Origin of the sequence: Candidatus Dactylopiibacterium carminicum (genome assembly GCF_014736495.1) — a bacterium.
Taxonomy (GTDB): Bacteria; Pseudomonadota; Gammaproteobacteria; order Burkholderiales; family Rhodocyclaceae; genus Uliginosibacterium; species Uliginosibacterium carminicum.
In genome coordinates this window covers 1-23,317 of record NZ_MDUX01000040.1, presented here as the reverse complement: position 1 = coordinate 23,317, position 23,317 = coordinate 1, and the positions used below count along the sequence as shown (strand labels likewise).

The following is a 23,317-nucleotide window of genomic DNA, read 5'->3' as shown; positions in this document are numbered from 1 at the left end:
TCAGGGATGATTGAGGGCGAGCCGGAAGGCATCGCCTTCGCGGGGCAGGATGGCCAGTGCGGAAGAAAGACCGGGTAGGTCTACCTCCGGCTTAAGGCGCAGATCGATGCCCGCGTGCTTGCCATCGAGCGTGAAATTCCCGCTGCCATTGGCTTGCAGTGGTCCGTGAAGCGTCTTCACGTTCAAGGTTCCGGCACCGCTGGCATCGATATCCACGCGCAGCTGGTATGCCCCCAGCGCTGTCGCTTCGCCCGCCAGCGCGGAGCTTACCTGCTCCAGGCGCGCATCCAGCCCGATGGGCTGATGCGGAACCAGGCGCTGTGCATTCAGCTGCAGGTCGCCCCGCAGGCGCAGCCCCTGTACGGTCGGCTCGAACTGGGTAAAAGGCTCCACCGGCAGGCGCAGGCTGAGGTCTTCAACCGCCACGCCCCCAAGCCCAACACGAGCACGCAGACTGCTGGGTTGGCCACCGTGTTCGGCGCGGATCTGCCAGGCGAGCTGGCCGCGCAGCAAGGCACGTGCATCGAGCGCCCAGCTCAGCGATTCCTGGGTCACGAGGCCCTTGACGCCGAGCGCTGCCGCGCTGCCATGCCAGATGCTGCCTTGCAGGCCAGCCAGCGTAATGTCGGCGGGCAGCAGGCGGGCGGGCAGGGCAGCCGGCAGGCGCGCCACGAACAGCACCAGCAGCAGGGTGATCAGGCCCAGACTCCAACGCAGGGTACGGCTCATGGCTGGCGCTCCAGGGTGGCGGTCACTTCACTGAGGCCATCATCCCCATTCTGGATCTGGATGGACTTCACCCTTGCGCCACTGCCCAGGCGCAGGGCATGCAGCGTCTCGAGCTGCCGCGCACCCGGTGCTGCGGGCAGGCGCATCTCGACACTGCCGACCGACAATGCGCGCAATTCGGCAGGCTGCTCGCGTTCGGCGAGCAGGCGGAAGATGTCGCTGCGCAGATCGGCACCGGTCGTTACGGGGGGGGCCGGTGGCGCCGCGCGGGTACCGGCGGCGATCTCGAAGCTGTTGTGCATCAGTTCCGGCAACTGCCGCTGCATGCGATTGATGTTCTGCTGCAGTCCGCTGGCGAGCAGATACCAGCAGACGCACACCAGGATGCCGGTTGCGACGGAGAGGGCCAGCCGTTCACGTGGCTGGCGAGCCTGCCACCAGACCACGGCTTGTGATTGCAAGGACAGCATGCGGCTCTTCATGGCTGGTTCTCCAGGGCGGCGCGGCTGATCGCAACCAGCTCCAGGCCGCTTTCGGTGGTGCGTGTGGTGGCTGCGAGACCTTGTTCGCGCAGACGTTCTTCCAGGCTGCGCGCGGCACTCAGCGGCAGGGTGAGCTGCAGGCCGTTTTCATCCGCTTCGATGCGTTGTGCGGCAACCGGCGCGCCGAGTCTGCCGGCCAGCACGCCCAGCAGATCCAGGGCATCCGCATTGCGTGCGGGATTACCCTGCAGCTGCCGCCACTGCAGGATGGGATTGACGATGGGCACCCCGGGATGGGCTGCTGCGAAGCTTTGGCGGATGCGTTGATGCAACGTGGCTTGCTGGGCTGCCAGCTCGCGCCACTGCAGGAGCTGGCCGAACACGATCACCAGGGCAACGCCTGCCAGCAGGGCCGCAGCCAGTCGTAGCTGTGGCCATAGCGCGGCGCGTACCGAGCGCGCACTGGTGGGTAGACCTTGTAGCAGATCGAGCGGAGCTTGCGCAGGTGCGGCCAGCAGCGGGGTCTGCAAGGCCTGGGTTTCACCCGCCAGCGCGGGCAGCAGTTCCGCGTCATTGACGATGCCGAAGGCATCCTCCGTGCTGCGGAAGATCCAGCCTGCGTCGGTTTCGCAATGGCTTGCGGGCGGCAGCAGAGCCAGGTCGGGCAGCACCCGTACGACCGCGAGGCCGGCGGCGGTGCAGGTGTCCAGCTGTGTCTGCAGCCAGCGGCGCGAGACGATCCAGACCGTGAGTCGTTCGCCCTGACGTTCGCCGCTGACCACGTGGCTGTCGGCCAGATCTCCCAGCAGACGATCTTCGAGCGCCTGACGCACAAGAGCCTGCGTGTGGCGCGCGCTGGCCGCGGGGATGACGAGACGGTGGGCCGCGACCTGACTGGCCGGCAGCACAAGCTCCACCCGCTGTCCTTGTTGCAGCCTTGTCAGCGTACTGTCGCCTTCCTGTGGCGACTGGCCGGCCGTGATCCGGCAACAGCGCAAAGGTGCGTCAGCCAGCCCGCTTGCCGGTACCGCGATACGCAGGATCGTATGTGCAGCTTCCATCCGAATGGCCACGTGGCGAAAAGTGACAATTGTACGGGAGAAGCCGTCGCTTCTGTGTCCGACGGAATTTCAACGGCTGCGCAGCCTATGCCACAAGGTGTAGGCCCAACAGGCTGCACAGAAAGAGAATGCTGCCTCAAGGAAAGAGAAGGCCATCAATACCGAGACCGGGACGACCCACATTACCGATCCGGTCAACCAGAGCACGGTTGCGACGCTACTTGCGATGAACAACAGCTTGTTGGCGAACATCGTGGCGCCGGCGTTTTCCTGTCTGCCCGCCGTGCCGAGTTTTTTCAGTACGCGGGTGAATACGCGGTGCATGGGGCACAGGCCATGCCGGAAGAAACCACGCACCAGGCCTTGCACAATGAGCAGAAACATCAGATAGGGGGCGCCAGCCAGTGCGATGGCGCTGATGAGAAAAGTGGTCAGTGCGTCCAGGCGCACGGCGTTTGACCACACGGGAGGAATGTCGAAGCGCAGCATGTAAGCGATCTCCAAGCGAAGTTTTGTGTATTTTTATAACCAAATAGCGATATAGTCAAAGTGTGGTTGTTGCGCAGCAACGGAACCTGAACATGGCAGAATCCGGGCTGCTTCGTTTCTGCCGTCCGGTGATGATTGCTTCCTGCGATTTCGATGTGCTGATTGTGGGTGCCGGCCTGTCTGGCGCCAGCCTGGTCTGCGCGCTCGCAGGCAGCGGGCTGCGCGTGGGCTTGGTCGAGCGCGTTGCGCCGCAATTGCCCGTTGGCTGGGATCCGCAGGTCTATGCGATCAGCCCGGCGAATGCAGATTTCCTTGCTCGCTGTGGTGTTTGGGATGCCGTGCCGCGCGCACGGCGTTGCGGCGTGGAGCGCATGGCGGTGTTTGGTGACGGCGGTGGCGAAATCGGTTTCTCGGCGTTCGAGAGCGGTCTGCCCGTCCTGGCCTGGATCATCGAGCGTGGGCAGATGGCCACTGCGTTGTGGGCCCAGGCGCAAGCGCACGCCCGCGTGCTATGTCCGGGAGCGCCGCAGGCTGTGCGGCTGGAGGCGGACCGGGCCTGGCTGCAACTGGAGGATGGGCGCGAGTTCAGCACTGCGCTGCTGGTGGCCGCCGATGGCGTGGGCTCCCCCACCCGAACCCTGGTCGGGTTGGAAACGCAATTGCGCCCCTATGGTGAGTCTGGCGTGGTGGCCAATTTCGAATGCGAGCGGCCTCATCATGGCACGGCCTGGCAATGGTTTCGCGATGACGGGGTACTTGCCTGGTTGCCCCTGCCGGGAAACCGGATCTCTATCGTGTGGTCAATGCCCGAGGGCAGGGTACAGACACTGCTCGGGTTGTCGCCCGAGGCGCTGGCGGTGCATGTTGCGGAGGCCGGCGGGGAAAGACTGGGGCGTCTGACTTCCTTGACGCCTGCCGCTGCCTTTCCGCTGCGCTGGATGCGGACAGCTTCGACGATTGGGGAGCGTTTTGCCTTGATCGGAGACGCCGCACATGCCGTACATCCGCTGTCGGGGCACGGTATCAACCTGGGGTTCCAGGATGCACGGGCGCTGGCGGATGTATTGTTGTCCCGCCCGTCCGGCGGGGATTGCGGCGCCCGCGAGGGGCTGCAGGCGTATGCTGCGGCCCGTGCGATGGAAACCGCATTGATCCGTGGCGGCACCGATGCGCTGCAGCGTCTGTTCCGCGAATCGCGTGCCGGTCTGAGTCTGCTGCGTAACGTGGGCATGAGCCTGGCAGGAGCCCTGCCACCGTTACGCAGTGCCCTGGCGCGCTACGCTGCGGGCCGGTTCCGTATCTGATCCACCGGATGCGGGTACCCTTCAATCCTTCATGTTGATGGAGAGTCGTTTGAAAACCATTCTTTCGCGAGCCATGCTCGTAGCCACACTGGCCACCGTGAGCGTCGGCGTTCGTGCCGGCGAGGCCGAAGTGCGTACCTCGCTGGGCGGCATCCTCGGCGAGCAGACCACCATTTCCAGCCTTAGCCGCACGAACCATGGCGGCATGTGGGAGGCCGTGCTGAGCAACGGGGACATCGTTTACGTGGATGACAAGGGCGATTTCCTGCTGACCGGCAACCTGTTCGACCTCAAGAACAAGCGCAACGTGACGGCCGAGCGGGAAGCCGAGCTCAATCGAGTGAACATCGCCGAGTTGTCGCTCAAGCAAGCCTTCAAGCTGGTCCGTGGCAATGGCAAGCGTACCCTGATCACCTTCGAGGATCCGAACTGTGGCTACTGCAAGAAGCTTGCGCAGGATCTGCGGAGTCTCAAGGATGCGACGGTGTATGTGTTCCTGATTCCCATCCTGTCCCCCGATTCTGCCGACAAGGCACGCAACATCTGGTGTGCCAAGGATCGCGCTGCGACCTGGGATGCCTGGATGCTGGAAGGCAAGGTGCCGGCCAAGGCCGAATGCAGCACCCCGATCGCCAGCAACACCGAGCTGGCGCGCAAATACCGCATCAGTGGCACACCGACGATGTTCCTGGCGGATGGCAGCCGTCTTGGCGGTTATCTGCCGCTGGCCGATCTGGATCGGATGATCAACGAGGCCGAAGTGCGCGCCAAGGGCGTCGCCAAGAAGTGAGCCTGCATTGAACGGCGTGACAAGGCCCGCTGCGTGCGGGCCTTGTCGTTTCAGGGGCTCCACCACGTACCACCGGAGACTGTGACGCGGTGGCGGGAGTGGCCTCCACAAGGCCTGCCGCAGCGCTGATGTGTATATCAATACCCGCTATAAGGCGGCCAGGATGAAGCGTGTAGAGTACGCACGTTTTTTCATGGAGGATGACATGCGCTTCGATACCCTGGCCATTCATGCAGGTTACAGCCCGGACCCGACCACCAAGGCGGTGGCCGTGCCGATCTACCAGACCACCAGTTACGCCTTCGACGATACCCAGCATGGCGCGGATCTTTTCGATCTGAAGGTCAAGGGCAACATCTACACCCGCATCATGAATCCCACCAGCGATGTGCTGGAGCAGCGCATCGCCGCGCTCGAAGGCGGCATCGGTGCGCTGGCACTGGCTTCGGGGCAGGCGGCGATCACTTACGCGATCCTGACGATCGCCGAGGCAGGGGACAACATCATCGCCACCAGTGCACTGTATGGCGGCACCTATAACCTCTTTGCGCATACCCTGCCGCAGTACGGCATCACCGTGAAATTCGTGGATGCCGGCGATCCGCAGGCTGCTGCGGCGTTGATCGATGCGCGTACCAAGGCGATCTACTGCGAATCCATCGGCAATCCGTTGGGCAACGTCGTCGATTTTGCGGCCTTCGCTGATGTGGCGCACGCTGGTGGTGTGCCGCTGATCGTCGACAACACCGTGCCCACGCCTTACCTGACAAAGCCTTTCGAGCATGGTGCGGATATCGTGGTGCATTCGCTGACCAAGTACATCGGAGGGCATGGCACCAGTATCGGTGGCGTCATCGTCGATTCCGGAAAATTCCCCTGGGCCGAGCACAAGACACGCTTCCGCCGCCTCAACGAACCCGAGGTGATCTACCACGGCGTGGTGTATACCGAGGCATTGGGGCCGGCAGCCTTCATCGGGCGCGCACCTACCGTGCCGCTGCGCAACATGGGCGCGGCAATTTCGCCCTTCAACAGCTTCCTGATCCTGCAGGGGCTGGAAACCCTGGCGCTACGCATGGATCGGCATGTGGAAAATGCACTCAAGGTTGCGCAATTTCTGCAGACACACGCCAAGGTGGCCTGGGTGAATTACGCCGGTCTGCCGGATCACCCGAGCCGGTCGCTGGTCGATCGCTATTTCGGCGGCAAGGCCTCCGGTCTGCTGACTTTCGGCGTCAAGGGGGGCGTGAGGCCGGTGCACGCTTCCAGGATGCGTTGAAGCTCATCACGCGCCTGGTCAACATTGGAGACGCGAAATCCCTGGCTTGCCACCCCGCTTCGACCACACACCGCCAGCTTTCCGCCGAGGAGCTCAAACGTGCCGGTGTGTCAGAGGATATGGTAAGACTTTCGATTGGCATCGAACATGTGGACGACATCCTCGCCGATCTCGATCAAGCGCTTGGCACTAGCTGACTGGAGCGATCCTGCCGTGAAGCACACCGCCTCCGGGCGGTGTTTTCATTAGGGGCTGCCGGGTTTCTGGTAGCTGCCGGAGAAGATCTTCCGTGCGTAGGAAGATCTTACTTTGTAATGCTCCAAGTTGTTGTCTTACAAGGTTTTTCAGTGTGTTTCGCGGTGTTCAGCGCGAGTCACCCCCGCCGTAAGCAGGGCCAGGACCTGAGTGTTTCATTGATCAGGCCAGGTACCGTGGAAGCACACGGATTGCGGGGGCGAGCGCAGGACGGCCATGTTCCCGGGCATTGTGGCGGGAGATGGCAACATGCACATCAGCCTGATTCTTGCAGCAGCGACCATGCTGCTCTTGTCGATCACTGCAAAAGCCAGTGATTCCTTGATTCCCTTGCTTTCCCGATTGAACGAAAGCAAGGAACCCCTGGGCTTTGCCGTGGCCAGCGGCTTTCGCTCCAAACACCTGGTCGACGATCACGATTTCAACGAGGCCAACCGCGGGCTGGGGCTGCGCTTCGAGGGCGGATGGACTGTTGGCTGGTACTACAACAGCATTCGCCGGCACTCCGTCTATGCCGGGCGAGAGTTTCAGTGGCGTCTGCTCGGTCCAGACAGCGCCAGGCTCAATTTCGGGCTGGTCGTGGGCGGTGTTTCCGGCTACGAGGATGGCATCAGCCCAGGGGGCGTGAAGCATGGCATCCATGTGGCGCTGCTCTACATTCCCTCGTTGTCGAAAACACCGACGACGCTGGCGGCCCAGCTGCGCGTTAAATTCTGAGCCAGTCGACGAAAATGGGGCTCCCGTGGGAGCCCCATCCAGCGATTCAGGCTTGCCGGTTCACTTCGGCACGGATCCCTCGACCCCTTCGACATAGACACTCATCTTGCGCAGGTCGGCGTCGGCCATCACCTTGCCGGCGGCCAGCATTTCCTTGCCATTGTTGTCCTTCAGCGGACCGGTGAAGGGGTGCAGCTTGCCGATCTTGATCGCATCGCGCCGATCGAGGGCGAGCTTCTGGATCTCTTCGGGCACCGCACTGCCGAACTGCTCGATGTTCACCGCGCCTTCCTTGACGCCATACCAGAGGTCGACGGTCTTCCAGTTGTTGGCCAGGACTTTCTCGATCTCCTGCTGGTAGATCACGTCCCAGTGGAGCCGGGAGGCGGCCAGTTGAGCCTTGCCGCCGAACTGGGTCATGTCCGAATTCCAGCCGAAGGCGTACACGCCTTTTTCCTGCGCGGTCTGCACTACGGCCGGCGAGTCGGTGTTCTGCAGCAGCACGTCGGCGCCCTGCGAGATCAAGGCCAATGCGGCTTCGCGCTCCTTGCCCGGGTCGAACCAGCTGTTCACCCAGATCACGCGGGTGCTGGCGGCCGGATTCACGCTGCGTGCGCCGAGGGTGAAGGCGTTGATGTTGCGGATCACTTCCGGGATGGGCGTGGAGCCGACCACGCCGAGCTTGCCGCTCTTGCTCATCTTGCCGGCGACCACGCCGAGCATGTAGGTGCCTTCATAGGTGCGCACGTCGTAGATGCCGTAGTTCTTGCCCGTCTTGTAGCCAGTGGCATGCATGAACACGGTGTTCGGGAACTGGCGCGAGACCTTTTCCACGGCATTCATGTAGCCGAAGGAAGTGGCGAAAATGATCTTGTGGCCTTTCAGGGCCAAATCGCGGATCACACGTTCGGCGTCGGCCGTGACCGGCACGTTTTCCACGAAGGTGGTCTGCACGCGGCCGCCGAAACGGCTTTCGATGGCCTTGCGAGCCTGATCGTGGGCGTAGGTCCAGCCATGGTCACCGGTCGGGCCGATGTAGACGAAGCCGGCCTTGAGGGGTGGCATCTGGGCGTGGCTGACGCCACCCAGGCTCAGCATGCCCAGGGTGAGGGCTGCCGCACGGGCAATATGGAACAGGATGCGCATCGGATGTCTCCTGACTTATCCGGCTCTGACCCTTCCGGAGCGTTGGAGCGCCTGGCAAGGAAGGTCGGCTTTGTTTTCGGTGCCGCACAGGGCGGCGGGCGCGCACGATAACTCAAGTGGCGTGGATTATGTAGCGTATATGTGCTTTGTAGCCTTTGCTCACGCACCGGCTCCGGGGAGACTGGTAAACTGCGTGCGTTCGTTCCGCTTTGCGCCTCGCGCCAGTCCTCTGCATGAGTTCCCCCTCCTCACCGCCGCCGCGCCTGTCGCTGCTGAATATCACCAAGCGCTATCCCGGCGTGGTGGCCAACGCCGAAGTCAGCCTGTCGGTGATGCCGGGCGAGATCCATGCCGTACTCGGCGAAAACGGGGCCGGCAAGAGCACGTTGATGAAGATCATCTACGGTGCCGTGCATGCTGACGAGGGCGAGATCCTCTGTAATGGCCGCCAGGTGCATATTGCCAATCCGGCGGCCGCGCGCCAGCTGGGTATCGGCATGGTGTTCCAGCATTTCCAGCTGTTCGAAACGCTGACCGTGGTGGAAAACATCGCGCTGGCACTCGAAGGCAAGTTCGATCTGCGTGCCCTGGCCGGACGCGTGCGCGAGGTTTCGGCCCGCTATGGTCTGCCGCTGGACCCCGAGCGACTGGTGCACAGCCTGTCTGTGGGGGAGCGCCAGCGTGTGGAGATCGTGCGCTGTCTGCTGCAGAACCCGCAGTTGCTGATCCTCGATGAACCGACTTCGGTGCTCACGCCGCAGGCCGTACGCACGCTGTTCGAAACGTTGCGCAAACTGGCCTCCGAAGGCGTCTCCATCCTCTACATCAGTCACAAGCTGCACGAGATCCAGGATCTGTGCGACCGCGCCACGGTGATGCGCGGGGGCCGTGTCACCGGCGAAACCGATCCACGTCAGGAAAGCGCCGCTTCGCTGGCCCGCATGATGATTGGCCGCGAGCTGCCTGTCTGTGAATCCCGTCCTTATGCCGGCGAAGTCAGTCCGGTGCTTGAGGTACGCGGGCTGAATTACCGCAATCCAGACCCTTTCAGTTCCTCGCTGCATGACATCTCGTTCACCGTGCATGCGGGCGAAGTGCTGGGCATCGCCGGCATTTCCGGCAATGGCCAGGCCGAGTTACTGGCCGCACTGTCGGGCGAGCACGTCAGCGCGGCCGACGCCGTGCGTATCGCCGGCCAGTCCGTGGGGAATCTGCACGCGGGGCGGCGGCGCGATCTGGGCCTCGCCTTCGTGCCCGAGGAGCGGCTCGGGCGTGGTGCCGTGCCCGGCATGGCGCTGGCGCAGAACTACCAGCTCACCGCCCACCGCCAGCCCGGCCTGAGCCGTTACGGCCTGCTCGACAGTGCCCGCGCTCTTGAATCCGCGACGCACTGCATCGAACGTTTCGACGTGCGTTGCAACGGGGCACAGGCGCCGGCGCGCAGTCTCTCGGGCGGCAATCTGCAGAAATTCATCGTCGGCCGCGAGGTGTTGCAGACGCCGCGCGTGATGATCGTGGCCCAGCCTACCTGGGGAGTGGACGTCGGCGCGGCCGCCTTCCTTCGCCAGACGCTGATCGATGTGGCGCGCAGCGGCGTGGCCGTGCTGGTGATCTCGGAGGAGCTCGAAGAGCTGTTCGAGATCTGCGACAGCATCGCCGTGCTGGCCGGCGGACAACTTTCCGCCCCGGTGCCGCGCGAGCAGACCGACGCTGAACAGATCGGCCTGCTGATGGCCGGAACCCGACAACAGGCTGCCTGACGCCATGCAACTGCTAGAACCTCGTGACACCCCTTCCCGCCTGATGCGCTGGGCCGCGCCAGTGCTGGCGATCCTGCTGACGCTGGTCTCCGCCGCGATCCTCTTCGCCGCGCTGGGCAAGCCGCCGCTGCAGGCCTTCCACGTCTTCTTCATTGAGCCGTTGCAGACGGCCAACGGCTGGAGCGAGCTGGCACTCAAGGCATCCCCCCTGATCCTCATCGCACTGGGGCTGGCGCTGGGTTTCCGCGCCCGCATCTACAACATCGGCGCTGAAGGTCAGTTGCTCGTTGGTGCGATTTTCGCTAGCGGTGTGGCCATTCACACCGATGGCATGGATGCCTGGTGGATCCTGCCGGCGATGGTGCTGGCCGGTGCCATCGGTGGTGGCCTGTGGGGCGCGATTCCCGCCTGGCTGCGTACGCGTTTCAATGCCTCCGAGACGCTGACCACGCTGATGCTCACCTATGTCGCCACCTATCTGCTTTCCTGGCTGGTCAGCGGCCCGTGGCGCGATCCGGGCGGCACCAATTTTCCGCAATCCATCCTGTTCTCCGAGGCGGCGATGTTCGCGCCGCTGTTCGAGGGGTTGCGCATCAACACGTCGGTCTTCCTCACGCTGGTCGCCGTGCCGCTGTTCTGGCTGTTCGTGGCCAAGAGCTTCCTGGCCTTCCAGCTCGCCGTCGGTGGCGAGGCGCCGGCGGCCGCGCGCTATGCCGGTTTTTCGGCCAGCCGCACGGTATGGCTGAGCCTGGTGATCTCCGGTGTCACGGCGGGTATCGCAGGCGCGGCAGAGGCCGCAGGCCCGGTGGGCCAGCTCACGCTGTCGCTATCACCGGGCTACGGTTTCGCAGCCATCATCGTGGCCTGGGTGGGGCGCCTGCATCCGGTGGGCATCGTGCTTGCCGGCCTGCTGCTGGCATTGATCTATCTGGGCGGCGAGTCGGCGCAGATCGCCATGCAGTTGCCGGCGGCCATCTCCTGGCTGTTCCAGGGCATGCTGCTGTTCTTCCTGCTGGGGGCGGATGCCTTCGTCGATCATCGTCTGCGCCGCCGTCGCGTGCGTAATCCGCAAACGGAGGCCGTGTGATGGTCAGCCTGGAACATTTCATCCCCATCCTGGCGGTCACCCTGGCTGCCGCCACGCCCCTGATCTTTGCCGGCCTGGGCGAACTGGTCACCGAGAAGAGCGGGGTGATGAACCTTGGTGTCGAGGGCATGATGCTGGTCGGCGCGGTTGCTGGCTTTGCCGGCGCGTTGCAGTGGGGCGTGTTCGGTGGCGTGATCTGTGGTGCCATCGCCGGCGCGCTGGCCGCCCTGCCGTTTGCTTTCCTGACCCTGTCGCTGGGGACCACAACCAGCCGGCCACCGGGCTGGCGCTGACCATCTTCGGCATCGGCCTGTCGGCCTTCGTCGGCCAGTATTTCGTCAGCTACAGCCTGCCCGGCCTGAAGCCCTGGGATCTGCCGGGCCTTGCCGACATTCCTTTCTTCGGGCCGGTGTTCTTCAAGCAGACGCCGATGGTCTATCTCTCCTGGGCAGCTTTCGGGCTGCTCGCCTGGGCGCTGGCGCGTACGCGCTGGGGCCTGATCCTGCGTGCCGTGGGTGAGAGCCCCGATGCTGCGCATGCGATCGGCTACCCGGTCACTGCGATCCGCTATGCGGCCACCTGTTTCGGTGGCGCCATGGCCGGCATCGGCGGCGCCTATCTGTCGACGGTCTACACTCCTTTGTGGGTGCAGAACATGACTGCCGGGCGTGGCTGGATCGCCGTGGCACTGGTGGTCTTTGCCGCCTGGAAGCCGGGCCGTCTGATGCTGGGCGCCTATCTCTTCGGCGGCATGACCATCCTGCAACTGCACGCGCAGGGGCTGGGCATCTCCTGGCCCTCGCAACTGCTGGCGGCCGTGCCCTATCTGGCCACCATCGTGGTGCTGGTGTTGATCTCGCGCGATCAGAAGCGCCTGATGCTGAGCCTGCCGGCGTCGCTGGGGCAGTCCTGGATGTCCAAGGACTGAGCGTTTCCGCAAAGATAGCCGCGTACCGGCATCGTGCCTGTATCTGCAGGCTCAGCTGACACGCGCCTGCATTTTCCCGAGGAGAGAGCATGAATCAGGCAAACAAGCCGATCCTGGTGCGGGGGCGGATCCTGCACTTCCTGCGTGATCCGGGCCATGGCGATCCGGATGGCGCCTATGAATTCATCGAGGATGGCGCGTTGCTGATCGAGCACGGCCGGGTACGCAGCTGTGGCCAGTGGGATGACGTGCTGGCCTCGCTGCCTGGTCTCACGCGCGAATCGGCGCGTTACTTCAGCTATTGCGACAAGCTGATCGTGCCCGGCTTCGTCGACACCCATGTGCATTTCCCACAGGTGGGCGTGCTGGGCTCGTTCGGTCGTCAGTTGCTCGACTGGTTGCGCGACTACACCTTTCCGGCCGAAGCTGCCTGCGCCGATCCGGCTGTCGCAGCGCGGATCGCCGAATTCTTCGTGGACCGCCTGCTGGCCCATGGCACCACCACCGCCTCGGTGTATGCCACCGTGCATGCGCACAGCGTGGATGCCTTCTTTACCCAGGCTGGCCGGCACAATCTGCGCATGCTTTGCGGCAAGGTGCTGATGGACCGCAATTGCCCCGATTACCTGCGCGACACGCCGCAACAGGCGTTCGACGAAAGCCAGGCGCTGATCGCGCGCTGGCATGGCAAGGGCCGGCTGGATTACGTGGTCACGCCGCGTTTCGCACCTACGTCAACGCCTGAGCAGCTGGCCGTGGCTGGCGAGCTGTTCCGCTCACGGCCCGGCGTGCGCCTGCAATCCCATCTTTCCGAGACGCTGGCGGAAATTGCCTGGGTGCGCGAGCTGTATCCCGAAGACCGTGACTACCTGGCGGTATACGAACGCTTCGGCCTGACCGGTGTGGGCAGCATCTATGGCCACGGCATCCACCTGGGTGAGAACGAGCGCCGGCGGCTGGCCGAGAGCCGGACAGCCATCGCGCTGTGCCCGACTTCCAACCAGTTCCTCGGCAGTGGCGCGGCCGACGAGGCAGCGCTGGCTGCGGCGGGCGTGCCCTTGGGGCTGGCGACAGACGTCGGCGGCGGCACCAGCCTGTCGATGCTGCGCACCATGGGCGCGGCCTATGTCGCGGCGCAGGCACACGGCCATGCATTGACGCCCTGGCGGGCCTGGTATCTGGCCACGCTGGGCGGTGCCAGCGCGCTCTGTCTGGACGAGAAAATCGGCAGCTTCGCGCAGGGCAAGGAAGCGGATTTCGTCGTGCTCGACAGCGAACGCATTCCCGAACTGGCCTGGCGCCTGAAGAACTGCAAGGATCTCGGCGAGGAGTTGTTCGCCATGATGATCCTGGGGGACGAGCGCTGTGTGCTGGCCACGCACGTGATGGGCGAGCGCCAGGCCGGCGTGAACGATCCGGCGTAAGTCGGGGCCACGCCGTCGCTTCAGGATCTTGTCGTCATTCCGGAATTCGTCGGAATACGCGTGTCGGAGCGCGGAGAATGGTGCGCGTGGCGCACCCTACGGTCTGTTACCTATCTCTCCGGCTGAACATGTGGCGCACCCTGCGGCCGGGTCTTGGTAGGGTGCGCCATGCGCACCACGAAGTTTGTGTTCCCGCCACGCTCAATGCCGGAAGCGATAGCCCACGCCGGCTTCGGTGAGGATGAAGCGCGGCTGCGCGGGGTCGTCTTCCAGCTTCTGGCGCAGACGGCCGACGAAAACGCGCGTGTAATGGTTGCGCTCCGCGTAGGCCTGGCCCCAGACATGCAGAAGCAACTGCGTGTGCGTGAGTACCTTGCCATTGTTGGCCAGCAGGTAGCACAGCAGGCGGTATTCCGTGCTGGTGAGGTGCACCGGCTCGCCGGCTTTCAGCACTTCTCGCTTGAGCAGGTCGACGCTGATGTCGCCAAAGGCGTAGGTGGTGCCCTTGTCGGCCTGGTAGCCGCTGTGGCGGCGCTCCAGCGCCTTGATGCGGGCGACCAGTTCGCCCACGCCGAAGGGTTTGGTCAGATAGTCGTCGGCGCCGGTGGTCAGTGCGTCGATCTTGTCCTGCTCCGAGGCGCGTACCGACAGCACCAGGATCGGAATATCGGACCACTGGCGCAGTTCGCGCACGAATTCCTTGCCGTCCATGTCGGGCAGGCCCAGATCCAGGATCACCACGGAGGGGCGGCGGCTGGCGGCTTCGACCAGGCCGCGGATCACGCGGTCGGCTTCGGCCACCTCGTAGCCGGCCTCGCGCAGCGCGCGGCCGACGAAGCGGCGGATATGCGGGTCGTCTTCGACGATGAGCACGGTGGCCTGATCGTTCACGTCTGCGCTCCTTCTTCGTTGGGGGCTTCCTCGGCTTCGGGCGGATTGCCCTTGGGCAGCGTGAAGGTGAACCGGGCGCCGCCTTCGCGGCGCGTGCTGGCGCGGATCTCGCCGCCGTGGGCGGTGAGGATCGTGCGGCAGATCGCCAGACCGAGACCGACACCCGGTGTGGAGGATTCCTGTTTCATCTGCACGAAGGGTTCGAAGATCTTCTCCTCGGCGCCGGAGGGAATGCCCGGGCCTTCGTCGAGCACCGAGATGGCGACCGTGTTCCGCTGTTCCTGCGCGACCAGCTGGATGTCGCCGTCCGGCGAGAACTTGATGGCGTTTTCCAGCAGGTTGCAGATCACCCGCTCGATCAGCGTGGTGTCGAATTCCAGCAGCGGCAGGTCCGGCGGGATCGAGACCTTGATGGCATGGCCGGTGTTGCGGCGGCGGATCTGCTCGAGCGCGACGCCGATCACTTCTTCCAGCGGCTGCCATTCCAGGCGCAGGCGCAGCTGGCCGCTGCGCAGCCGGGCCATGTCGAGCAGATTGCTCACCATGCTGCTTATCTGCCCGGCCAGCTCCCGGAGTTCATGTGCCATTTCGAGCTGGTGCGGCGCCAGTGCCGGCTGCGAGGCTTCCAGCGCGTCCGAGAGGCCGACCACCGAGGTCAGCGGCGTGCGGATGTCATGCGACAGCGCAGAGAGGATGGAGCTGCGCAGCTGCTCGGTTTCCGCCTTTAGCATGGCGTTGCGCGCCAGATCGGCGTAACGCACGCGCTCGATGGTGGCGGTAACCAGCGAGGCCAGCATCTGCAGGCGCTGCCGTTCGAGCAGTTCTAGTTCCCGCTCGCGCCAGGCGACGGCGATCACGCCATGGCAGTTGTTTTTCATCGCCAGCGGGAAATACTGCGAACCGCTCTCACCCTCTCGCCGCTCGATCAGGGTGTGCGTTTCGGCGGCGAGGTAAGCCTCTTCGAAGGAAAGGTCGGCAGGCAGATCCCGTTGCCCGATCAGGCGCAGGCGTTGCGACTCGTCGTTGAGGAATACCGCGTGGTTGCTGCCCTTGGCGGTGGCTGACAGGAAATGCGAGACCGAGCGTGTCACCGCGTCGAGGTCAGGGGCGCCAGCCAGGTCAGCCGCCAGTGCATAGACGCTGGCCAGCATTTCCTCGCGGTTCGCCGCCTCCTTGGCTTTGCTGCCCAAGCCCGCCGTCAGGTGCCCGGCCAGCAGGGCCACCAGCAGCATCTCGACGGCCGTGATGAGATAGGACGGATCGGTGATTGCGAGCGAGAACAGCGGCGGTACGAAGATGTGCGCGAACACCAGCGAACCGAAGATCGCACCGATGATGGCCGCCAGCCGACCGTACCAGACGGCCAGCACCACCACGTTGAGCAGGTACAGCAAGGCGATGTTGACCAGATCCAGCAGATTGCCCAGCGGTGTGGTCACGAAAGTGACGACGGAGCATGAAACTAGCGCGAGCACGCTCGCGTTGAGCAGCTTGCGCCAGGATTTCAGGGTCAGGAGCGAGGCAGGAGGGGGCATCGGGGCTTCGCGGAAAGACGAAGGCCTCATTGTGCGCCAGAACGGCGCCATGCCCCCCGGGGTGCTGCTCCCCGGGCGCCAGGGCGGCGTGTTATTCCGAATCGGCCTCATCCCCGCCACTGCGCTTTCGCGCGCCGGCCATGGCCGGACGGTAGATCTCGATGCGATCTCCTGCCTTCAGGAGGGTATCCAGAGGCTTGGGTTTGCCAAAGATACCGACCTTCTGGCTGGCCAGATCGATTTCCGGGAACTGTTGCAGGATGCCGGATTTGCGGATGGCGGCCTCGATGGAGGCGTCGTCCTCGACATTCACGGCGACGATGGCCTGGCGCTGACGGCCAGCATAGATGACTTCGATCTTCATGATGTGCTTATACGCTGTGGGCTCCGGCCATCTGGATTTCCTTGCCGCTGCGAAGGTCGATGACGCGTTTGAAGATAATGAGCAGTCCGGTCACCAGGAAGCCGCCCGGGGGCAGCACCATGACCAGCACGTTGGATGTTTCGGGCAGCAGCTTCATTTCCATGAAATGGAAGTTCGGGCCCAGCAGCAGCGAGGCATCGGCAAACAGGGTGCCGCTGCCGACGATCTCGCGCACCGCACCGATCATCACCAGCGCCAGCGTGAAGCCCAGACCCATGAAGGCGCCGTCGAGCAGTGCGGGGTAGGGGCGTTCTTTGGCGGCGAAGGCTTCCAGGCGCGCCAGCGGCAGGCAGTTGGAAACAATCAGCGGGATGAACAGGCCCAGCACCTTGTACAGCTCGTGCATCCAGGCGTTCATGGTGATGTCCACCAGCGTCACCATGGCGGCGACGATGAGGATGAATACCGGAATGCGGATCTCCTGCGTGATCCAGTGGCGGAACACCGCCACCAGCAGGCTGGAAGCGGCCATCACCACGGCCGTGGCCAGCCCCATGCCCAGCGCGTTGGTGGCGCTGGTGGTCATTGCCATCGAGGGGCACATGCCCAGCAGCATGGCGAGCACGCCATTGTTGTCCCACAGGCCGTCCTTGACGATCCGCAGGTAGCGGCCTTCTTGTTGCGTACTCATCGTGCTTCTCCCTGACTTGCCTAAATCCCGCCCAGGATCTTCGCCTTGTGCTCTGCGAAGACACGCCCAGCCACAGCGGCGCCCAGGGCGGCAGGCTCATGGCCAGCAGCCAGCCGGTGAGCGCGGCGGAGCCGTCGCACACGCCTTCGCGCACGTCCTTGCCGGTCAGTGCCAGGTAGGCCGCTTCGAGCCCGATGGCCGACGCCACGGTGATGACGAACAGCGGGATCGAGGGCAGGCCGAACAGCCAGAGGTTGAACAGGGTGGCCGGCAGCAGGGCGAGCAGCACATGGCACATCACCTTGTCGACGGTCTGCGTGGAGTGGGAGAAGGGCCCACTGGTGAGGGGAGTGTTCATTCGGATGCTTCCTCCGTGACAGGCGCGGCCGCGGCGGCCTTGGCCTTGCGCGCGGCCTGGGCCGCGAGCCTTTCCTGCTTGGCGGTTTCGAGACGCAGCACGCGCGCCTCGGCCATGGTCTTGAGCTTGTCGTTCTTGCGGCGCAGCTTGTCGGCCGTCCACAGCGCGCCGTTGGCGTAGTTGAAGTACTGCACCAGCGGGATGTGCGAGGGGCAGGTCCAGGAGCAGCTGCCACAGGCGATGCAGTCACCCACGGCGAGTCTGGCGGCTTCTTCCAGGCGATCCTTGCGGATCAGCGCAGCCATGTCGACCGGCGACAGGCCGATGGGGCAGACCTCCATGCAGGAGCCGCAGCGGATACAGGGCTTCTCGGCCTTTTCCACCGTTTCCTCGGACGCCATGGCGACGATCCCCACGCTGCCCTTGAGCACCGGAGCGCTCTCGCTGGGCAGCAGGAAGCCCATCATCGGGCCGCCATTGACCAGGAAGCGCGGCTGCTGCACGTAGCCGCCACAATGTTCGATCAGTGCGGAAACCGGCGTGCCGATGGGCACCTCGAAATTGCCGGCGTTCCTGATCGCCGTGCCGGTGACGGTGACCACCCGCGAGATCAGCGGGATGCCGTGGCGCACCGCACGATGCACCGACAGCGCGGTGGAGACGTTCTGCACCACCACGCCCACCTCGGCGTTGCGGCGGCCGGCCGGGGTTTCGCGGCCGGTCACGGCCTGGGTGAGGTATTGCGCGTAACCGATGGGGTACTGGATCTTCACGCCCACCACGCTGATCTGCGGATACTCCGCAGCGGCAGCGGTCATGATCTCGATGGCTTCGGGCTTGTTCTTCTTGATCGCGATGATGATCTTCTGCACACCCAGCGTATGCGCCATGATGCGGGCGCCGTCGACCACCTCGGCCGCGTACTCGCGCATCACGCGGTCGTCGGCGGTGATGTAGGGCTCGCACTCGGCGCCGTTGAGCAGCAGCGTGTCGAGCTTGTACTGCTTGCCCATGCCCAGCTTCACGGCAGTGGGGAACACCGCGCCGCCCTGGCCGACGATGCCGGCCTCGGCCACGCGGGCGATGATCACATCGGGCGGCACGCCGAACGGATCGGCGATGGGCGCCAGCAACTCACCCCATTCGTCCTTGCCGTCCGGCTCGATCACGACGGCCATCTGCGACAGGCCGGAGGCATGCGCTGCGGTGAAATCCTCGATGGCGCGCACGATGCCGGAGGTCGGCGCATGCAGCGGGGAAGACATCGAGGCCGGCGCCATGGCGATGCGATCCCCCTTCTTCACATGCTGGCCGACTTCCACCAGCGGCACGGCGATGGCGCCGACGTGCTGCTGCAGGTGGACGTACAGGCGTTCGGCCAGGGGGAAGGGCTGGATGCTCTGATTGCAGGCGAGCTCCTTCCGGTAGAGCGGATGCACGCCGCCCCGGATCGGATAATTCGTCTTCATGCTGCGACCTCTTTGGAAATGACCTTGGGCTCGGGTTTCGGCCAGTACCAGGTGCTGGTGGTCTGCAGCACCGGGTTGAGGGTGATGGCATCCATCTGGCAACTGGTGAGGCACTTGCCACAGCCGTGGCAGATGTCGGTGAGCACCGCGTGAAGCTGCTTGGGCGCGCCGATGATGGCGTCCACCGTGCAGGTGTTGAAGCAACGCATGCAGCCAATGCACTCGGCTTCGTTGATGCGGGCGACCTGCGGAACCTGCTCGGTGTGGCCATCCAGATCGGCCTGCACGCCCAGCTTCTTGGCCAATGCTTCGGCCACCGCCTTGCCGCCCGGGGGGCACAGCGTGACGGGCGCTTCACCCTTGGCCAGCGCGGCCGCCGCCTGGGCACAGCCGACGAAGCCGCATTGCCCGCATTGCGAGCCGGGCAGCATCGCCTGGATTTCCTTTTCGATGGGATCTTCTTCAACGGCCAGCCATTGCGAGGCGATGCCCAGCAGGCCGCCCAGGATTATTCCGAGCAAGGTCAGGGAGATGACGGCAAGAGACATGATTGAAATTCCTTTCCTTAGGTACTGATGCCCGAGAAGCCCATGAAGGCCAGCGCCAGCAGGCTCGCGGTGATGAAGCCGAGCGGCGGGCCCTCGGCGAGCATCGGTGCCTGGGCCAGTGCCAGGCGTTCGCGCAGACCGGCGAAGATGATCATCACCGGCTGTAACCCACCGAGGAGGCGAAGGCGAACAGCACGCTGGTGAGAAAGCCCATGTGACCTTCCACCAGCAGCAGCGCCACACCCAGCACGGCACAGTTGGTGGTGATCAGGGGCAGGTAGATGCCCAGCATCTTGAACAGCGTCGGCGAGACCTTGCGGATCACCATCTCGGTGAACTGCACGGCGGCGGCGATCACCATGATGAAAGTGACCGTGCGCAGGTAGCCCAGGTCGTAGGGCACCAGCACGAAGGCTTCCACGGCCCAGTTGAACATCGACGATACGGTGATCACGAAGGTGGTCGCGAAGCCCATGCCCAGCGAAGTGTCTATCCGGGTGGTGACACCCATGAAGGAACACAGGCCGAGAAAGCGGGCCAGGATCACGTTGTTGACCAGCGCGGCGCCGATCATCATCAAGAGGTATTCACGCACGTTCAGGGGTCTCCATCAGCAGGAATGGTCATTCGTTCCGGCAAGCCGGAGGATCTGGATGTCGTCCCGCTTGCGCGGGGCGAGGTAGCGTTCCGCCTGGCGCGTGACGAGAAAACCGGGCAGCAGGCCGCCGAAGGCCGCGCCCATGGTCACGAGATCGCTGCCCCAGCGCCATTGCGCCAGGCCGGCGGCAAGCAGCGAAAGCAGCAGCGGGATCAGATAGGTGATGGCGGAAGCGCCCAGCAGCGAAAAGGGCGTGATGCCCAGCACCACGCGATCGCCCACGCGCAGGGAAAGTTCGTTGGGCAGGGCGAAACGGCGCATCTCCAGACGGGAGGCGAGGGTGCCGATGCCCTTTGAGTCGCACATCGCGGCCGATGCACAGCCGCCGCATCCGCCGGTCTGCTCGGGTTCGAGCAGCGCGAGATGGCCGTCGATGGAAACCACGCGGGCGGTTCCCTCGAGATAACTGCGTCTGGCTGGTCCTGGTAAGACATGGCGGGCATCCTTTTCGCAAGGCGAATCCTGCCTGTCCTGGAGTTACCCGATAGCCAGCCGAAGTCGCGTTGAGTTCATGGATTCCATGCTAGCCAGAGGGCCAAAAACGCGGTGTAAACAAGCGGAAGGCCCGCGTAAACGTTCTGTATACACGCCGCACGATCTGATCTGGGTCAGATCCCGTACTGGCTGAAAACCTTTCCCGCAGCCTGCTTTCCGGAAACACCTGTCACTTTTTGCGAGCGCTTGCACAAACATCCATAGCCGCTGCGTGCGGCGTGACAGGAGGGGAAGTACTGATGAGCGCCAGCAACGGCCCGATCTATCTCGATTACGCCGCGACCACGCCGGTCGACGATGAAGTCATCACTGCCATGCAGCGTTGCCTGGGGCGCCAGGGAGTGTTTGGCAACCCGGCCTCTGCCTCGCATGAGTACGGCCAGGCGGCGCGCGGCGTGGTGGAATACGCGCGCAGCCAGGTGGCCGATCTGGTCGGCGCCCGGCCAGGGCAGATCGTCTGGACCTCGGGCGCAACCGAATCGAACAACCTCGCGCTCAAAGGTGTGGCGGGCCCGCAGCGCGGTCGGCCCGTACATGTGGTCAGCAGCGTGCTGGAGCACAAGGCCGTACTGGATACGGCGGCCTGGCTGGCGCAGCAAGGCGTGGCGGTCACCCTGCTTGAGCCGGACGCCCAGGGCGTGATCGCGCCGGCCGCACTGAAAGCGGCCTTGCGACCGGACACCGCGCTGGTTTCGCTGATGCATGTGAACAATGAAACCGGCGTCATCAACCCCATCGCAGAACTCGGGGCGGTGGTGCGCGAGCATGGCGCGCTGTTTCATGTGGATGCCGCCCAGGCCGCCGGCAAGCTGCCGATCGACCTCGCGCAACTGCCGGTGGATCTCATGTCCTTCTCGGCACACAAGTTGTATGGCCCGAAAGGTATCGGCGCGCTGTACGTCGGCCCGCGTGCCGAGCCCGTGCTGCAGGCGCAGATGCATGGCGGTGGCCACGAAGGCGGCAGGCGTTCAGGCACACTGCCTACCCATCAGATCGTGGGCATGGGGGCGGCGTATGTTCTGGCCCGGCGCCGTCTGGCCCAGGATCAGGCACATATAGGCGGGCTGCGTGACGCATTCCTGGCCGCGCTGGCGGAGTTGCCGGAGGTGAGGGCCAATGCCGGACAGGCACCGCGACTGCCCAATATTCTCAGTCTGCGTTTCGAGCACCCGGCCTTCGATCCCAGGATGCTGGGCGGTGTCGCCGTCTCTTCCACGTCCGCGTGCAGCTCCGGGGCCGGTGCGCCCTCCCACGTGCTGACCGCATTGGGGCTGTCCGCCGATCAGGCGGGCCGCACGGTGCGCTTCAGTTTCGGGCGCTACAGCAGCGAGCAGGATGCCCTCTCCGCTGCGGCAGGCATCCGGAGTCTGTTGCAGATACTGACGCCCACGGTCTGAACCCGAACGCCCTGGCCTGCGGCGTGAGGATCTGTGTCGATCATCACGGGCCGCAGGGCAGGCGGCGTATGATCCGGCCCCTGTGGCGCCGCCTTCGGCAGCTCGGGCGCCACTGTCTTCATGTCCCTGGTTCCCCCCGATGCAAACCGGCATTCTCTACGCCCTGGCCGCCCATCTGTGCTGGTCGCTGTTCTCCATCTATTTCAAGGCGCTGGAAAGCGTGCCTCCGCTGGAGGTATTGCTGCACCGCATGGTCTGGTCGCTGGTGTTCCTGGCGGGCGTGCTCACCGTGCAGCGCAACTGGGGCTGGCTGCTGCCGGCGCTGCGCCGTCGCAAGCTGGTGGCTGGCTTCGCTGCCAGCGCGGTGCTGCTCGCGCTGAACTGGTTCATCTACATCTGGGCAGTCAAGGCCGGGCGCGTGGTAGACGCCAGCCTGGGCTACTTCATCAACCCCTTGGTGAATGTGCTGTTCGGCGTGCTGTTCCTGCGCGAGCGCCTGCGTGTGGCACAGTGGTTCGCCATTGTGCTGGCAGCGTCCGGCGTGGCCTGGTTCGCCTTCCGGATGGGCGAGCTGCCCTGGATTTCGCTGGCGCTGGCCTTCACGTTTGGGGGCTACGGCCTGCTGCGCAAGACGGCCTCGCTTGGCGCACTGGAAGGCCTGACGCTGGAAACGCTGCTGCTCTTCCCGTTTTCCGCGGGAGCCCTGCTGTGGTTCATCGGGCACGGGCAGAGCAGTTTCGTGGTCGCCACCCCGGGCATCCAGGCCCTTCTGCTGGCGGCCGGGCCGCTCACGTCGATTCCCCTGCTGATGTTCGCGGCGGGCGCGCGGCGTCTGCCGCTATCGTTGCTGGGCCTGCTGCAGTACATCAACCCGACCATTCAGCTGCTGCTGGGCGTCTGGCTCTGGCACGAGCCCTTCGACAACGCCCGTCTGATCGGTTTTGCGCTGATCTGGGCCGCCTTGCTGTTCTATACGCTGGAAAGCCTGTTCGTGTCGAAACTCCGGCGAAGCTGAGCGGAATCGCTCAGGTGGTGCCGGGGGCTGTCAGCAGGGCGCCTGCCCGGGTCAGATCAAGCGCCAGATAGACATGGTCGATCCGCGTGCCATCCAGGCAGGCCGCGTTGGGGATGTGCCGCAGACCGAAAAGCCGAACCCTTCGAGCAGGCGGATGCTGCGCAGGTTGCAGCCAAGGATGATGGCGATAGCCGTTTCGAAACCGGCCTCCCGCGCGGCGCTGAGCGCCGTCCGTACCAGTTCCTTGCCGAAGCCCCGGCCACGGTATCCGCTGAACAGGTAATAGCTGATTTCGCAGGTGTGGCTGAAAGCACGCCGCCCCTTGCGATAGGGTGAGAGGGCAACGTACCCGATCACCCGCTCATCCAGCGTCTTGACCGAGACGCCGTATGTCGGCGCCGAAGTAAAACTGAGCCAACGTGCCGACCGAAATGTGAGCCGGGGC

General features: G+C 64.5%; 23 protein-coding genes and 3 pseudogenes. 11 read left to right on the top strand and 15 right to left on the bottom strand.

The window, feature by feature from the left end; translation table 11 throughout:
* From gspN to BGI27_RS11965, 4 genes are all read right to left on the bottom strand, one after another.
* A complete protein-coding gene (gene gspN, locus BGI27_RS11980) occupies nt 1-729 on the bottom strand; it encodes a type II secretion system protein N (protein WP_095525098.1) in 729 nt (242 codons plus the stop codon).
* Complete coding sequence (gene gspM / locus BGI27_RS11975) at nt 726-1,211, bottom strand: type II secretion system protein GspM (RefSeq protein ID WP_095525097.1); 486 nt, start codon at nt 1,209-1,211, stop codon at nt 726-728. Before gspM ends, gspN begins: the two co-directional genes overlap by 4 nt.
* On the bottom strand, nt 1,208-2,272 hold the full coding sequence (gene gspL / locus BGI27_RS11970; RefSeq protein WP_095525096.1) for a type II secretion system protein GspL: 1,065 nt from the start codon (nt 2,270-2,272) through the stop codon (nt 1,208-1,210). The genes gspM and gspL overlap by 4 nt, the downstream gene beginning before the upstream one ends.
* Nucleotides 2,273-2,341: 69 nt before the next feature.
* On the bottom strand, nt 2,342-2,761 hold the full coding sequence (locus BGI27_RS11965; RefSeq protein ID WP_095529889.1) for a DUF4395 family protein: 420 nt from the start codon (nt 2,759-2,761) through the stop codon (nt 2,342-2,344).
* A 92-nt stretch (nt 2,762-2,853) separates the two neighbouring features.
* Between BGI27_RS11965 and BGI27_RS11960 the strand changes: the two genes are divergently transcribed.
* The 4 genes and pseudogenes from BGI27_RS11960 (at nt 2,854) to BGI27_RS11945 (ending at nt 7,106) form a co-directional block, all read left to right on the top strand.
* Nucleotides 2,854-4,065 (top strand): UbiH/UbiF family hydroxylase, encoded by a 1,212-nt coding sequence (locus BGI27_RS11960; RefSeq protein WP_223871778.1) that lies wholly within the window; start codon nt 2,854-2,856, stop codon nt 4,063-4,065.
* A gap of 49 nt (nt 4,066-4,114) precedes the next feature.
* On the top strand, nt 4,115-4,855 hold the full coding sequence (locus tag BGI27_RS11955) for a DsbC family protein (protein ID WP_223871777.1): 741 nt from the start codon (nt 4,115-4,117) through the stop codon (nt 4,853-4,855).
* 205 nt (nt 4,856-5,060) lie between these two features.
* Nucleotides 5,061-6,331 (top strand): annotated as a pseudogene (locus BGI27_RS11950) (O-acetylhomoserine aminocarboxypropyltransferase/cysteine synthase family protein).
* A 274-nt stretch (nt 6,332-6,605) separates the two neighbouring features.
* Nucleotides 6,606-7,106, top strand: coding sequence for a hypothetical protein (locus BGI27_RS11945; RefSeq protein WP_095525094.1), 501 nt, complete (start codon nt 6,606-6,608; stop codon nt 7,104-7,106).
* A gap of 60 nt (nt 7,107-7,166) precedes the next feature.
* Here the strand turns inward: BGI27_RS11945 and BGI27_RS11940 are convergent, their stop codons facing one another.
* Nucleotides 7,167-8,252, bottom strand: a complete 1,086-nt coding sequence (locus BGI27_RS11940; RefSeq protein WP_095525093.1) for a BMP family ABC transporter substrate-binding protein — start codon at nt 8,250-8,252, stop codon at nt 7,167-7,169.
* Nucleotides 8,253-8,485: 233 nt separating this feature from the next.
* Here BGI27_RS11940 and BGI27_RS11935 point away from each other — a divergent pair, with 233 nt between their 5' ends.
* The 5 genes from BGI27_RS11935 to guaD all read left to right on the top strand — a co-directional run bounded on the left by BGI27_RS11935 (nt 8,486) and on the right by guaD (nt 13,451).
* On the top strand, nt 8,486-10,012 hold the full coding sequence (locus BGI27_RS11935; protein ID WP_095525092.1) for an ABC transporter ATP-binding protein: 1,527 nt from the start codon (nt 8,486-8,488) through the stop codon (nt 10,010-10,012).
* Nucleotides 10,013-10,016: 4 nt separating this feature from the next.
* Nucleotides 10,017-11,099, top strand: coding sequence for an ABC transporter permease (locus tag BGI27_RS11930; protein ID WP_095525091.1), 1,083 nt, complete (start codon nt 10,017-10,019; stop codon nt 11,097-11,099).
* Entirely contained in the window at nt 11,099-11,392 is a 294-nt protein-coding gene (locus tag BGI27_RS18115; protein ID WP_223871776.1) for an ABC transporter permease subunit, read from the top strand. Before BGI27_RS11930 ends, BGI27_RS18115 begins: the two co-directional genes overlap by 1 nt.
* A complete protein-coding gene (locus BGI27_RS11925; RefSeq protein ID WP_223871780.1) occupies nt 11,296-12,027 on the top strand; it encodes an ABC transporter permease in 732 nt (243 codons plus the stop codon). The genes BGI27_RS18115 and BGI27_RS11925 overlap by 97 nt, the downstream gene beginning before the upstream one ends.
* A gap of 89 nt (nt 12,028-12,116) precedes the next feature.
* The gene (guaD, locus tag BGI27_RS11920; protein WP_095525090.1) at nt 12,117-13,451 is read left to right on the top strand and encodes a guanine deaminase; all 1,335 of its coding nucleotides are present in this window, start codon (nt 12,117-12,119) and stop codon (nt 13,449-13,451) included.
* Between the two features lie 201 nt (nt 13,452-13,652).
* Here the strand turns inward: guaD and BGI27_RS11915 are convergent, their stop codons facing one another.
* The 9 genes and pseudogenes from BGI27_RS11915 to BGI27_RS11875 form a co-directional block, all read right to left on the bottom strand.
* Nucleotides 13,653-14,342 (bottom strand): response regulator, encoded by a 690-nt coding sequence (locus BGI27_RS11915; protein ID WP_095525089.1) that lies wholly within the window; start codon nt 14,340-14,342, stop codon nt 13,653-13,655.
* Nucleotides 14,339-15,877 carry an ATP-binding protein gene (locus BGI27_RS11910; protein ID WP_170943026.1) on the bottom strand — a complete coding sequence of 513 codons (1,539 nt, stop codon included), beginning with the start codon at nt 15,875-15,877 and terminating at the stop codon, nt 14,339-14,341. Before BGI27_RS11910 ends, BGI27_RS11915 begins: the two co-directional genes overlap by 4 nt.
* Before the next feature lie 91 nt (nt 15,878-15,968).
* On the bottom strand, nt 15,969-16,241 hold the full coding sequence (locus BGI27_RS11905) for an RnfH family protein (RefSeq protein WP_095525087.1): 273 nt from the start codon (nt 16,239-16,241) through the stop codon (nt 15,969-15,971).
* Nucleotides 16,242-16,248: 7 nt separating this feature from the next.
* Nucleotides 16,249-16,932: an electron transport complex subunit E gene (locus tag BGI27_RS11900; protein ID WP_095525086.1), complete on the bottom strand. Its 684-nt coding sequence runs from the start codon at nt 16,930-16,932 to the stop codon at nt 16,249-16,251.
* Nucleotides 16,933-17,050: 118 nt separating this feature from the next.
* Nucleotides 17,051-17,230 (bottom strand): annotated as a pseudogene (locus tag BGI27_RS18890) (RnfABCDGE type electron transport complex subunit D); the annotation flags it as partial.
* Nucleotides 17,231-17,286: 56 nt separating this feature from the next.
* Nucleotides 17,287-18,759: an electron transport complex subunit RsxC gene (gene rsxC / locus BGI27_RS11890; RefSeq protein ID WP_095525085.1), complete on the bottom strand. Its 1,473-nt coding sequence runs from the start codon at nt 18,757-18,759 to the stop codon at nt 17,287-17,289.
* Nucleotides 18,756-19,307 (bottom strand): RnfABCDGE type electron transport complex subunit B, encoded by a 552-nt coding sequence (locus BGI27_RS11885; RefSeq protein WP_095525084.1) that lies wholly within the window; start codon nt 19,305-19,307, stop codon nt 18,756-18,758. Before BGI27_RS11885 ends, rsxC begins: the two co-directional genes overlap by 4 nt.
* 17 nt (nt 19,308-19,324) lie before the next feature.
* Nucleotides 19,325-19,902: pseudogene (gene rsxA / locus BGI27_RS11880) on the bottom strand (electron transport complex subunit RsxA).
* 15 nt (nt 19,903-19,917) lie between these two features.
* Nucleotides 19,918-20,349, bottom strand: coding sequence for a SoxR reducing system RseC family protein (locus BGI27_RS11875; protein ID WP_095525083.1), 432 nt, complete (start codon nt 20,347-20,349; stop codon nt 19,918-19,920).
* A gap of 350 nt (nt 20,350-20,699) precedes the next feature.
* Here BGI27_RS11875 and BGI27_RS11870 point away from each other — a divergent pair, with 350 nt between their 5' ends.
* Both BGI27_RS11870 and rarD read left to right on the top strand, forming a co-directional pair.
* On the top strand, nt 20,700-21,857 hold the full coding sequence (locus BGI27_RS11870; protein WP_095525082.1) for a cysteine desulfurase family protein: 1,158 nt from the start codon (nt 20,700-20,702) through the stop codon (nt 21,855-21,857).
* A 139-nt stretch (nt 21,858-21,996) separates the two neighbouring features.
* On the top strand, nt 21,997-22,872 hold the full coding sequence (gene rarD / locus BGI27_RS11865; RefSeq protein ID WP_095525081.1) for an EamA family transporter RarD: 876 nt from the start codon (nt 21,997-21,999) through the stop codon (nt 22,870-22,872).
* A 51-nt stretch (nt 22,873-22,923) separates the two neighbouring features.
* Here rarD and BGI27_RS11860 read toward each other — a convergent pair.
* On the bottom strand, nt 22,924-23,317 hold a 394-nt coding region (locus BGI27_RS11860), incomplete at its 5' end, for a GNAT family N-acetyltransferase (RefSeq protein ID WP_141239829.1).